11 protein-coding genes are annotated in these 11,420 nt (G+C 62.9%); 6 read left to right on the forward strand and 5 right to left on the reverse strand.

Annotation, left to right across the window (positions count from 1 at the left end; translation table 11 throughout):
• Positions 1-227: 227 nt before the first annotated feature.
• Positions 228-695, reverse strand: coding sequence for a hypothetical protein (locus VGZ23_14475; GenBank protein ID HEV2358795.1), 468 nt, complete (start codon positions 693-695; stop codon positions 228-230).
• Positions 696-1,153: 458 nt separating this feature from the next.
• Between VGZ23_14475 and VGZ23_14480 the strand changes: the two genes are divergently transcribed.
• Entirely contained in the window at positions 1,154-1,801 is a 648-nt protein-coding gene (locus tag VGZ23_14480; protein HEV2358796.1) for an exopolysaccharide biosynthesis protein, read from the forward strand.
• Between the two features lie 116 nt (positions 1,802-1,917).
• On the opposite strand, the gene VGZ23_14485 is transcribed toward VGZ23_14480, so the two are convergent.
• A complete protein-coding gene (locus VGZ23_14485) occupies positions 1,918-2,718 on the reverse strand; it encodes a hypothetical protein (GenBank protein HEV2358797.1) in 801 nt (266 codons plus the stop codon).
• A 457-nt stretch (positions 2,719-3,175) separates the two neighbouring features.
• Here VGZ23_14485 and VGZ23_14490 point away from each other — a divergent pair, with 457 nt between their 5' ends.
• Positions 3,176-3,874: a M48 family metalloprotease gene (locus tag VGZ23_14490; GenBank protein HEV2358798.1), complete on the forward strand. Its 699-nt coding sequence runs from the start codon at positions 3,176-3,178 to the stop codon at positions 3,872-3,874.
• Positions 3,875-4,008: 134 nt separating this feature from the next.
• Here the strand turns inward: VGZ23_14490 and VGZ23_14495 are convergent, their stop codons facing one another.
• The 3 genes from VGZ23_14495 to VGZ23_14505 are packed head-to-tail and all read right to left on the reverse strand — an operon-like array spanning position 4,009 to position 8,521.
• Positions 4,009-5,253 (reverse strand): HlyD family efflux transporter periplasmic adaptor subunit, encoded by a 1,245-nt coding sequence (locus tag VGZ23_14495; GenBank protein HEV2358799.1) that lies wholly within the window; start codon positions 5,251-5,253, stop codon positions 4,009-4,011.
• A gap of 50 nt (positions 5,254-5,303) precedes the next feature.
• Positions 5,304-7,691: an ABC transporter permease gene (locus tag VGZ23_14500; GenBank protein ID HEV2358800.1), complete on the reverse strand. Its 2,388-nt coding sequence runs from the start codon at positions 7,689-7,691 to the stop codon at positions 5,304-5,306.
• Positions 7,688-8,521: an ABC transporter ATP-binding protein gene (locus VGZ23_14505; protein ID HEV2358801.1), complete on the reverse strand. Its 834-nt coding sequence runs from the start codon at positions 8,519-8,521 to the stop codon at positions 7,688-7,690. Before VGZ23_14505 ends, VGZ23_14500 begins: the two co-directional genes overlap by 4 nt.
• A 192-nt stretch (positions 8,522-8,713) precedes the next feature.
• On the opposite strand from VGZ23_14505, the gene VGZ23_14510 reads away from it, so the two are divergent.
• The 4 genes from VGZ23_14510 to VGZ23_14525 form a co-directional block, all read left to right on the forward strand.
• Positions 8,714-8,866 (forward strand): hypothetical protein, encoded by a 153-nt coding sequence (locus VGZ23_14510; GenBank protein ID HEV2358802.1) that lies wholly within the window; start codon positions 8,714-8,716, stop codon positions 8,864-8,866.
• A gap of 211 nt (positions 8,867-9,077) precedes the next feature.
• Positions 9,078-9,710, forward strand: a complete 633-nt coding sequence (locus tag VGZ23_14515; GenBank protein ID HEV2358803.1) for a DUF998 domain-containing protein — start codon at positions 9,078-9,080, stop codon at positions 9,708-9,710.
• Between the two features lie 592 nt (positions 9,711-10,302).
• Positions 10,303-10,971: a DUF998 domain-containing protein gene (locus VGZ23_14520; protein HEV2358804.1), complete on the forward strand. Its 669-nt coding sequence runs from the start codon at positions 10,303-10,305 to the stop codon at positions 10,969-10,971.
• 231 nt (positions 10,972-11,202) lie between these two features.
• On the forward strand, positions 11,203-11,420 hold a 218-nt coding region (locus tag VGZ23_14525; protein ID HEV2358805.1), incomplete at its 3' end, for a hypothetical protein.

Genomic DNA, 11,420 nt, shown 5'->3' on the forward strand with positions numbered 1-11,420 from the left:
CGCGGACTCCTGCCGCCCCTGCCTGGGGCTGCCTGTCGCTGCCTACTACGGTGACATTGTGGTGACATGGCATTGCCGGGGACCCCGATGGCCAGATCAGTTCCTCGTACCATTCCACCGGCGTCGGGGGATCGTCTCGAACAGATGGCCGTAGCGGTCGAGCGTGAAGCCGGCGCTCGCATGACCGGCCTGCTCGGCAATATACTTGGGGGACTTCCCCGCCGCGATCAGCAACGAGACAAACATGCAAAGACCGACGATCCCGGCGCGACATCCACGGGGATCGATTCCCCGGTGATCGACGCTTGGTCGATGCTCGACTCGCCGAGCGTGACGACGCCGTCCGCCGCAAGCCGTTCCGCGGGCCGGACGAGCACGGTATCGCCGACGCGGAGGGTGTCGGCTGGCACCACACGCGTCTCCCCGTCACGGCGAACGAGCGCTACGGCGGGGCGCAGCGCGACGAGGGTTCGAATCGCGCGCCGGGTGCGTCCCAGCGCGTAAAACTCCATCGCGTTGCTCAGAGAAAAGAGAAACAGCAGCACGCTGCCTTCCGCCCAGGCGCCAAGGGAGGCCGCACCGACCGCGGCGGCGAGCATCAACACGTTCACGTCGATCCGACCGCGGCGCAGCGCCGTCCATGCGGTGGCGGCGCTCCCCGTCCCCCCCGCCAGGTACGCTACGGTGTAAAGCAAAATACCGGTCTGCGAGGCGGCCCCCCCAGCTAGCCACGCCGCGAGTTGGCTGACAAGACAAACGAGCGGTTGCGCGGCAGGCAGTACCTGCCGAATCGGAGAAGCCTCGGGCAGACGTACGGGTGGTGATGGCATCCGCGCAGAGACCGGACGGCCGGATGCGACTGACCGTGTCACCATAAAAGCGTACCTCCTCCCTCACCGTACCGCGGATTGCCGCGAGGCGCATCGGGCGAACGTTGGATTATCTCTCGGGTGGGGAACCAAGGATCAGGATAAGCGGCCGTACCTGAATTCGTTCTGCCTTGCACAGCTTCCAAAAGGCCACCGAAACCTCTGCGTGCAGAAAATACGAGGCTTTCCCGAGCGTCGGTCGGATCGAGACCTGATGTTCTGCGTTCGAGTGACAGTGTAACCTTTTCTTGAGTGTGCGTTTGGCCGTCGGAGGCGAGTGAGCAATGCTGGGGACCCACCGCGAACAGGGACTCGTGCGCTCCCACAAGCCGCCCGTGAAAATCACGCAGATCCTCGCGGAGGTTTTCAACGACGAACACGATACCACGGTCGGCGGTGTCGTAGACGGTATCAAGGACCGAGGATTCGGGTTTCTCCTGCTCATTTTGGCCTTCCCAACTCTCGTACCAGTTTTGCCGCCTGGCTCTGCCACGGTAGTCGGCTTTCTGTATGTCCTGTTATCGGTCCAAATGCTGTGGGGGGCTGAACGGCCATGGTTACCGAAGCGTATCCGTGCATACCGAGTTCCCAAACCTATTGTCACGAGATTACGTCAGTTTGGCTTAATGGTCTTCGAGCAGATCGAGCGCGTGTCCCGACCCCGCGCCATGTTGGTGCCAGACTACGTCACATTTCGCGTAGTCGCTTTGGCTGTACTCCTGTTGGGACTCGTCTTACTCAGTCCTTTGCCGTTCCTACACACGCTCCCCGGCGTGACGGTGCTCATCCTAGGCGCCGGGCTTCTTAATCGTGACGGTGTGCTGATACTTGGAGGGTTGATGCTGGCGACGATAGCTCTGGGCATCGTGGCGCTCGGGACCAAGATATTATACGTTGTTCTCCGCGGCCTGCCATACTGGCGACAATACTGACCGCACGTCTTTGGGCCGGGGACGACGATCAGCCTGGGCCGCAACCTTGCGGTTTCCCAGAAACCTATCGGACGAGTTCCGCGACAGGCGGTCTGTCTCTGGCAACCCGATAAGCCCTAAGGCGACGGCGACGGTACCCGCTGAAGTTCCGCGAGCAGTGCCTGTTCACCATGATCCTCGTAGATGGCGAGCAATCGTTGACGCTCATCCGCGATTGTAACCGCGGTAAGGTCCGTTCCACTCGGCTTGATTCGTAGTTGGGCCAACATTGCCTGAAGCCCCTGCCCCTGGTAAACGTCGAGCAGTTGTCTGTGTAGCGCCGCCACGATGGCTGCTTTGGCGATCATCGTTTCCGCGTCGTCTTGTGCTCCCCGCACCACCGCAGGTTCGCTAGTCTTCCAAACGCTGCTGTCTTCAAACTTCACCCGCGACACAGTCACGACCACTCGCCCAATCGTTCCTTGATAGGCCCAGTAGGTGAGCCCTACCCCCGCCTTTGTCCCCTTCAAGACGGGCTTCGACGGAACGTGGATGTATACGTTGGCGTCCGACACGGTCGAGATCTCGCCAGTCCACGAGGTGTTCCAGGCAGAAACTACGTTGATATTGCGGAGGCGGACCTCCTCGCCAAAGGGGTTGAATGCCTGTGCGTGTAGTTCGAATGCTGTGATTCCCCTATCCGCGACATTCCGGACTTGAGCTACCCGCAACGCGAGACTCGGGACATGGTCTGCGCGCTTTCCATCCTGCAGCAGTGGGTGTGGATATGGTCGCAGCCACGCCGTAGCCTCCGTAATCACAAGCGGAGCGCCGCTCGGCGTGATGATCTCGACGGGAACGAGCCCCGCGGCGACACCCATGGACGGCACACTCACAGTCGCTAGGGCCACCGCGACCACCATGGTCAGTGTCTTCATCGTCTCGCCTCCTGCGGCGGCGCGGCCGCATCCATAACGCGGTCCTGGCCGGCGGTTTCCAAGCACGGCCGGGGTCCGGGCTCTTACTCTGAAGGAGCACATCTTTCTACCCCAACGTACCGTCGCGGCCGCGGAGTCGCTATCCGATCTCTGTTCGATTGCTGGTCGGACATACAGAGTACGACACGCCGTTAAACCACTGCGGTAACTGCATTACGGCGCAGTCTGTCGCAACCGTCCGATCTGGCCTTGATCGCAGGCTACGATCACCGACCGATTGCCCGTGGATGTCCCTTGGTCGAGAATAAGAGGTGGCAGGCGCGGCAACCGCTCGAGGAGATCAGGCGCACATCGTGCGCGAAGGAACGATAGCCCCATGTCGCTCATCCGACGTACTACGTTCGCTATCCTTGCGGGAGCGTTGATGACTCTCGGCGCTTCTCCTGTGGTGGGACCCATGCCCATCGCCATGGCGGCGCTCTTCACCATGAGCGAGCAGCAAGAAATCCAGATCGGCCGCGAGGTCGAGCGCCAACTTGCGCAAAAGCCGGGGTTCATCGACGACCCTCGTCTGACGCAGTATCTCGGTGACATCGGCCACCGCCTCGCGGCAGTCTCCGAGCGACCTCGCCTGCCTTGGACGTACCACATTTTGCGGGACAACGGCGTCAACGCCATCGCCGCACCGGGCGGTTATGTGTTTGCGACTCGAGGATTGTTCGGGTTCGTTAGATCCCGGGACGAACTGGGCTTCGTCATCGGCCACGAGACAACCCACGTTGCCCACCGGCACGCGGTCGAACTGGCCCAACGTGACCTCGAAGTGCAGTTCGGTGCAACTATTCTTGTCCAGATCGTGTTTGGCGGCAGTTATCCGGCCTACGTGCTAAGCCAGATCGGCCGCCAATTGATCGACGCCCAATATTCACGCGACAAAGAATACGAAGCCGATCATTACGGCGTCGTCTACGCCCGCACAGCGGGATTCGATCCGACCCAATCGCTCGCGTTTTTCGATCGGCTCCGGAAGCAAGAAAAGAGCCAGCCTGGCCTCGCCCGCGCGTTCGAAAATCACCCGGAGACCCCAGCTCGCCGTGCGGCGATCTGCACCGAGCTGTTAGGGATGGGGTACCACGTTGTTTGCCCGGCCACATAGAACAGTCGCGGTCGTGCACTCTTAAGTCCATAGTCCGTGTAAAGATCAGCGCCGAGTAACTCCGTCAACTCTCGATGATTTCGCGTGGAGCGTTACGAACTGCGGCGACCAACCGATAACGACCGCCTGAGACATCACCTTTCAGCCGCTGGCACAATGACGATGGAGGCAGTCATGTTCCAGCGGAACCTCGGATCCTGACACGCGGGTCTGATCGTCACCTTGTAGACGATATCGCCCTGCTTACTCTCGCCGAAACCCTGTATGTTGGTCACTTCACCAGCCACCTGGAGGCCCGGGATGCCGTCGAACGTGATGGTAACCGGATCGCCCTCGCGAACACGTGCAACGCTGAGGTCGCTCAAGTCCGTCGTCTCGATGACCCAGGCCGACGTATCTGCCAGACGTACAATCGGCGATCCGCCGGGCACGAACTCGTGCACCGTGGCAACGATCGCTGTGACGACACCGGCGAAAGGTGCGCGGATCTCGGTCTGCGCCAGCGTTTCACGCGCCTGCTCGAGCCGTGCTCGGGCCGCGATCACGTCGGCGGCCGCCGCATCGACGGTTTCGGGACGCGATCCCGCCTCGAGGAGCGCCAGTTGGGCGTTCGCACGCCGGACGTCGGCGGCAGCGGCATCGATTTCCTCCTGCCGCGGTCCCTTCAAGATGAGACGCTCTTGCTGTCTTGCCGCCGCCGCTTGAGTTTCCGCAACCTGAAGCTGGGCGCGCGCAGCCTTGTCGCCTGCCTCGCCCGAAACGTATCGGTTACGGGCCTGCTCCACCGCCTGTTGCGCGACAGCGCCGGCCCGGTAGAGCTGCTCCGTACGGCGGAGGTCCGCTTCGGCAATCTCAAGGTCGGCGTCAGCTTGGCGCACGGCTTGCCGGGCCGCGCGTACCTGCGCGTCTGCCTGCTCCACCGCCATCCTTGCTTGTTCCCGCTCCTCTGGCCGCGCGCCCGCGACCAGCTGACCATACCGCGCCTTGGCCGCGCTGAGCGTTGCGCGAGCCGCTTCAATATCTTGGGCGCGTGGACCGGCGCGCAACTCGGCCAGCCGCGCCTCGGCCGCCTGCACAGCTGCACCCGCTTGACTGACCGCGGCGTTCGCTTGGCGCGCCGCATCCAACCGGGCCAGCACCTGGCCTTTTCGAACACTCGCCCACTCCGGCACGAGGACTTCATCCACCGCCCCACCGACCGGAAGGCTCAGCGAGACATATCGTGCCGGCACGACCCGGGCCTCCGCGACGACCTTACCACCCATCGTCACCGGCGGCAATGTCGGCGGCTGGGCCCGCCGAGGCATGGTTTCTCGCAGGTAGAGCACGGAGGCCGCGACAAGCACGATCACCGCGATTCCGAGCATCCACCGCTTCACGATCCACCTCCCTCGATCGGCGCGGCCGCCGGGATATCCCCCGCCGACGGTTACTCATAGGCCAGCGTGTCTCGCACGGGGAGCCGCGACGCATTCCAGGCGGGTACGGCGCTGGCCGCCGTCGCGATGGCGATCGTCAGCCCCAGCCACAACAGCACTCCGCCAAATGAGAACGTGTACGAAAGCGGAGTGCGGAGGAGCGCCATCCCGAGCGCATGGCTCAGGGCGACGCTCAACGGGACGGAAAGCGGCGCGGCGAGCGCCCAACTCATCACGCCAATTGCCACGCCCTCCACAATGACGATGCCCTGCACCGTTCCGTTGCGGGCGCCGAGCGCCCGCATCACCCCGATCTCTCGAGTGCGCTCCAGCACGTTGATGCTCATCGTCCCCGCCAGGCCGAGCCCGCCCACTGACGCAAGCAGCACGGCCATAATCATCAGCAGTGCGACAATGACGTTGAAGATGGCCTGGACTTGTGCTTGGTGTTCCGCCATCGGAAAGGCCGACCGAATCCTGAGTCCGAGACGCTCAAAATACGCATTCAGTGTCGCGGTCACGGCGGACTGGTATGCGGCGTCATGCCGCTCCGTCACAAGCATCATCCAGTCCGCCCGATTCCCCCCGCCCAGCAAGGCTCCGAACGAGGGGAAGTTCACATAGACGCTCGGCTCGTCTCGCGTCAACAGCGTCTGTGCCAGCCCGACGATCCGAAACGTGCGCTTGCGGTCGCCCACTTTAAAGGTCAGGTCGCCTCCAACTCGCAGGTCGCGCTCCTCCGCGAGGACGTCGGTGCTCACCACAACCGCGTTCTCATCCTGTGAAAGCAGCCACCGCCCCTCGATCATCTGGGGATGAAAGAGCTTGGTCGCCGCCGGCGGCGCGTAGATGAAGTAGTTGCCGCTCTCCGTGCCGTCCGGCCGCACACGACGAGCGCTGAGGATGCGCCACGTTTCCGTGCCCACGACCCCCGGCAGGCGCTGCGCCTCGTGTTGAAGCCGGTCAATGCGATATGGTTGCTCGAGCAGCACCCACACATCGCCGCTCCACTGCCCGAAGACGGCGTTGACCGTCCTTGCCGTCGACGCCCGAACGGTCACCACGCTCATGAAAATCGCTCCCGCCAAGGTCAGCGTTGCCAACGTCAGCATGAGTCGGCCCGTCCGCCGTGCGGTGTTCCGCACCGACAGCACCACGGGACGAGAAAGCCAGGTCGCCCATTTCGTCCACGAGTCCAGCCACGTCCCGTGCGACCCCTGATCGGTCAACCCGTACGACGTGAGTGCGCGGTGGACCGTGATTCGGCTGCCGACGATCACAGGCCCGATTGCGGCGGCTAACGGCACCAATAATCCCGCCGCGGCCTCCAGCAATATGGTGTAAGGCGGTATCGAGTGGTCACGGATGCTGAAGTTGAGAAAGCGCGCGTTAAAGTCGCTGAGCGCCTGCGCACCCAGGGCCCCCAGCGGCACCCCGACGGCAAGGCCGAGCGCGGCATACGTGGCGATCATCGTCAGATACATCGCCATGATCTGGGAGCTGCGGGCCCCGATGGCCTTCATCACCCCGATCTGCCGGATCTGCTGCGCGAGCACCGACGAGATCGTATTGACCACAAGGAAGCCGCTGAGGAGCAGGGACAGGGCACCCAGCACCCCGAGGATCAAGATGAGCGCCCGCAAGGGGTCGTCCAACCAATGCTTCCCCGCTTGGATGTAGACGCGGAAAACGGTGCGACCGCTCCGCTCGACTTTGTCCTGAACCTTTTGCGTGACCCGCTCGACGTTGGCCTTGTCCCGCGGATCGCCGGAGGTGATCACGTACAGTTCGTTATAGCCTGGTGACTCGCGCAACCACTCTGCTGTTTCACCCGTGACGTACCCGTACGCGATCCCGGTGAACGGGGTCGCGAACTGATTAATATCGTGGACGATACCGGCGAGTCGAATTTGTCGCTCCTTTCCGTCTCGGAGCCGCACGGTCACCCAGTCCCCAACGTGCGCCCCCAGAGATGGCAGCGACGAGCGTTCGATGAGGAATTGACGGCGGGGGGGAGGCCATATACCCTGATCCAGCGTGATCTTGTTCACTCGCACGTCGGAGTAGTCGGCGAGCGCGGCCAGCTGCAGTTCGCGCCAGTTGCTACCGCCCACCCGGGCCCGAACGCTAAAGCTGTGTCGACCTTCGGCTTCCTTCACTCCGCGCGTCTGGCGTACGGCGTTCACCACATCGTCGTCGAACGGTTCGTTCGTGTAGATCGTCGCGCTGCTCGGGTGGGAGGCCCCGTAATCTGCCGCGAGCCCGCGGGTGAGCATTGTCCGTGACGCCGTGATCATGCCGACGGCGAATACACCGACCGCAATGGAAAGCACGACCAGCGCGGTTCGCGTCTTGTTCCCCCACAGATCGCGGGCGACTTTACGCCATCGGGGACTCATCGCGCCGACTCCACGCGGTCCGCGCCGGCAAGTTGCCGATCCCGAACGGTCACGATAGGACCGATCGCAGACGGCGCTTCCTGTTGATGAGCGCGATCGATGATCTCACCGTCCGCAACCAATACCGATCGGCTCGACTGCCTGGCAAGATCGGGATCGTGGGTGACCATGACGATGGTCTTGCCCTGCTGGACGAGTCCTTGGAACAATCGATAGACCACTTCCGCCGTCAGAGAATCCAGGTTCCCGGTTGGCTCGTCGGCGAGGATGAGCGGAGGATCGTTCGCAAGGGCTCGCGCGATGGCCACGCGTTGCTGCTCGCCGCCGGACACCGCTGAGGGCAGCTTGTCGGCGTGGCGCGCCATCTCCACTTGTGCCAGCAACGCCATCGCCCGCGCCGGACGCTGTGGGGGCGGAAACTGTCCGACGAAGTCCATCGGCAACATGATGTTTTCGAGCAATGAAAGAGTGGGCAGCAACTGAAAGAACTGGAAGACGATGCCGATCGTCTGGCCACGCCATGCGGCCAGCTGTCCTTCGCTTAGCCGATGGACCGGCGTATCGTTGACATATACTTCGCCCGACGTGGGCCGGTCGATGCCGGCGATCATATTGATGAGCGTCGTCTTGCCGCTGCCAGACTTACCGATCACGGCCACGAACTCACCGTGATCGACCTGTAGATCCACGCCCTTGAGAACGATAAAGGAACCGGCCGTACTGGTGTAGGTTTTGACCACGCGCCGAAGGTCGATGAGGGGCCGGTGCGCGGATTTTGCTACACCGTCCGGGCGAGGTGCGGTTAGCCGTTGGCGTCGCAACTCCGGCAACCACGCACCTCCTTTTGGCCGCCTCATAACACGGTACACCGATTGTCCAGTGCTCAACATCGGGTCTCGATCTGACGGGGAATCGGGAGAGCCTCCGATTTCCAATCGACAGATTCGGAAGTCGCGCGAGGCGTCGTCTGCCTTCGACTTCAACCCGGCACCTACTTCCACCGGCAGGAACATGACGCTGAATTGTTCGTCGACACGCCGGACGCGATCCGAAGCGAGCCCCTCGAACGGACCGCCTGCTCGGCCCCACTTCTCCAGCTGGACCAGCTCGACGCGTTCGTGGGAGTCCTGTGGGCCCTGACGCTCGAGCCAGTCGGGACCGCCGGGGCGGTGTAAGCTTCACACCCAATGACGAATCGGGCCGATACCGGATCGTTTCCCCGGGAACCGCAGCGCTACAGTGTTCATTGAAGCGCGGATCTTTCTTGAGGCAGGTGTCCCCATGAACGCCGTTGCCAGAGCGCGGGACGTTCCGCGCTCTACGCGGGTGAGGAAGGCTCCTGAGGGCAGGGCGAGCCCGCCGAGATCAAGGGCGGCGCAACAGGTCTTGCTCGTCTGCGGTATTCTCTCGTCGCTGCTGTATGGCGCGATGATCACGTTGATCCGATACAAAGGCTACAGCCCCATCTCCCAAGTACCGAGCGAACTCACCGCGATCGGCGCTCCGACGAGGCCCCTCTGGATGCTGCTCGGCCCTGTGTACGACGTGCTCGTGGTCGCATTCGGGGTGGGTGTCTGGATGTCGGCGGGTGGGAAGCGCGTCCTGCGTGTCGTCGGTGGTCTGTTCGTTGCATTCGGGGTGCTCGGTGGCGTCGCGTGGCCATTTGCCGCGATGCATCAACGTGAGGTGCTGGCGGCGGGCGGGGGAACCTGGTCCGATACCCTGCACGTCATTCTCGGCCTCGCGACGGTTCTCTTCATGCTGGTGGCGATCGGGTTCGGGGCTACTGCCTTCGGCAAGTCGTTCCGCCTCTACTCGATCGTCACAATCCTGATCCTCTTCGTGTTTGGCGCGTTGACGGGATTGGAAAGTCCCCGGCTTCAGGCAAATCTGCCGACGCCGTGGATCGGGCTGTGGGAGCGCATCAACATCTTGGGCTTCCTGCTGTGGGTGGTGGTCCTAGCCGTGGCGCTCTTGCGCGGTCGGGGTGCTGTGGCCGTAACCGGCCGCAAGCCGTAATCGGCTCCGGCGCGCACGTCCTGGTAGCCGGCCTGATCGACGTGGCGGCCGAGGCCGCAGAGCGAAAGAGCGAGACCTCACCCTAGCGGCGGCAATCGAGCCCCGACGTTTGGGGCGGGCTCCCTTTGGGGGGAGCGTCAAGCGGGGAAGGTTGGCGAGTGGGCGACGATACGGCCGGATCTGGTTGCCACGACTGAAGGGATCGGGAATATCACGCTCACGGCTTTGATTCTGCCTTCAGCGGTCAACCTACCCGCCGGCGACGCCGATTGACTCGGCATAGAGACTCCTGCTGGGTGCCGGGCGCAGGCAAATCGGCGGATCGGCTCGACGCGCTCGTGTGGGCGGTGTGGGCGCTCATGCTCGAGTCGGTCGGGATCGCGTGGGCGATGTAGGTCGCGCACCTGACGGGAAATCGGGTCCGTGCCGGATCACCTCTCCGGAGCCCCAACGCTACGCTACTTGTGGAGGGACGGATTCTTCCTGAAGGGAGATATCCCGAATGGGTGCAGTTATCAAGGTGCGACACGTACTGCGTAGTACGCGCGTGAGCGAAGAACCCGAAGCCAAAGCCGGTCCAACGGAGTGAAGAATGCTACGAAAGGTCTTGCTCGTCTGCGGCATTCTCTCTTCGCTGCTCTACGTCGCCATGAACGTCTTTGTACCGATGCAGTGGGAGGGCTATAGTTACACCTCTCAAACGATCAGCGAGTTGTCGGCTATCGGCACGCCGACGAGACCGCTATGGGTATTGCTGGGCACCACCTACACCTTGCTTGTGGCCGCCTTCGGGTTAGGCGTCTGGGGATCGGCTCGTCGAAACCGGCCCCTTCGCGTCGTGGGAGGCTTGATGGCCGCCTACGGAGTCATCGGCCTCTTCTGGCCCCCGATGCACCAACGTGCAGTGCTGGCAACGGGAGGAGGAACGCTGACAGATACCATGCACATCGTCTTTACGATGGCGACAGTTCTCCTCATGCTACTGGCGATTAGTTTCGGGGCATCGGCACTCGGAAAACGGTTCCGCCTCTACTCCATCGCGACCATGGTGGTCCTCGTCGCGTTTGGCGCGTTGACTGGATTGGATGCCCCCCGAGTCTCGGCAAATCTGTCCACGCCGTGGGTCGGGGTTTGGGAACGGATCAACATCGGCGTTTTCCTCCTCTGGGTCGTGGTGCTGGCCGTCGCCCTTTTGCGTGTCCAAGGCCCCACGGCTGCGAAGAAATCGTGGCTCCGGCGCGATGAGGACGTCGCAGCATAGGGCCCTCGTCAGGAGGCGTTACGGAGGAGACGACGGCCGCCAGTAGCCGTTCAGATAAATGCCGTCGAGTTCGACGGACGGGAAGGGACGTACATGAGTTCACTCAATCGCCCAAACCGTTGCCCGGGTACCTCAGGCCGGAAGTTCGTAGCCTTCTTGAGTCTGCTGATGGGCGTCTATGCGTACCTCGTGCGCCCCAGGTTGCTTCGCTGGGGCGCTACGGACGAGGAGGTGAGACGGCCGTACCCTGGCGCCAATCTCATTCCGGACGGCAAGCGCGGAGCCACGATGGCGATCACGATCGAAGCCCCACCGGCTCGGGTCTGGCCGTGGCTCTTGCAGATGGGCTACGATCGCGCGGGATACTATAGTTGGGACTACCTCGACAACCTAGGCCACCCTAGCGCAACCCGCATCCATCCCGAGTGGCAGCAACTTGCTGTCGGGGA

This window comes from bacterium (assembly GCA_035945995.1).
Classification (GTDB): Bacteria; Sysuimicrobiota; Sysuimicrobiia; order Sysuimicrobiales; family Segetimicrobiaceae; genus DASSJF01.